At 41.6% G+C, this 645-nt stretch carries 1 protein-coding gene; it reads left to right on the top strand.

Translation table 11 applies throughout. The features are described from left to right. Nucleotides 1–645 (top strand): DUF3987 domain-containing protein (locus BN338_RS06300; protein WP_039760159.1); only part of this gene is annotated, 645 nt, incomplete at both ends.

Genomic DNA, 645 nt, shown 5'->3' with positions numbered 1-645 from the left:
CAATAAGTCATACACCTATGACCGTATAGGGCGTGGAACCATTTTTATTCCCAATGCAACCGTCTCTATCATAGGGGGTATTCAACCTGCACGTATTATTCCCATTATTCAAGCCATGCACCGTGGAATAAACGATGATGGTTTCATGCAACGGTTTCAAATGCTGATCTTTCCCGATGAACGACAAGAGCGGTTATGGGTCGATAAACCTCTCAATCAAAAGGCATGGGAAAGCTATCAAGGGATTTTTCGTTCTCTTTATGATAAACCATTAGGCTCACCAAAGCATCCTATTACCATACGCTTTTCTGCTGAAGCCCAAGAGATGTTTCGTGAATGGTGGGAAGATTTTCAGAAAAGAATAAAGAGTGGTCATTTCTCTGCAAGTTTAAAAGCACATCTTTTGAAAATGAATAGAACCATACCAACCCTTGCGTTGATTTTTGAACTGGTTGAGGGTGGGCGTTTTGAAGTCAATAGAGATGCCCTTGAAACCGCCTTGCGATGGGAAAAATATTTGTTAAGTCATGTCAAAAGGCTCTATACGGCTGCGGATAGCTTAGCAACAGAGGGGGCAAAATTGATTGTAGAGCGTTGTGATTGTTTACCCGATGTTTTTACAGCAAGAGATATCTATAGACGGTG

Source organism: Bartonella queenslandensis AUST/NH15 (genome assembly GCF_000312585.1).
GTDB classification, from domain to species: Bacteria; Pseudomonadota; Alphaproteobacteria; order Rhizobiales; family Rhizobiaceae; genus Bartonella; species Bartonella queenslandensis_A.
The sequence above is the reverse complement of the archived record's forward strand: the minus strand, read 5'-3'. Positions and strand labels throughout refer to the sequence as shown.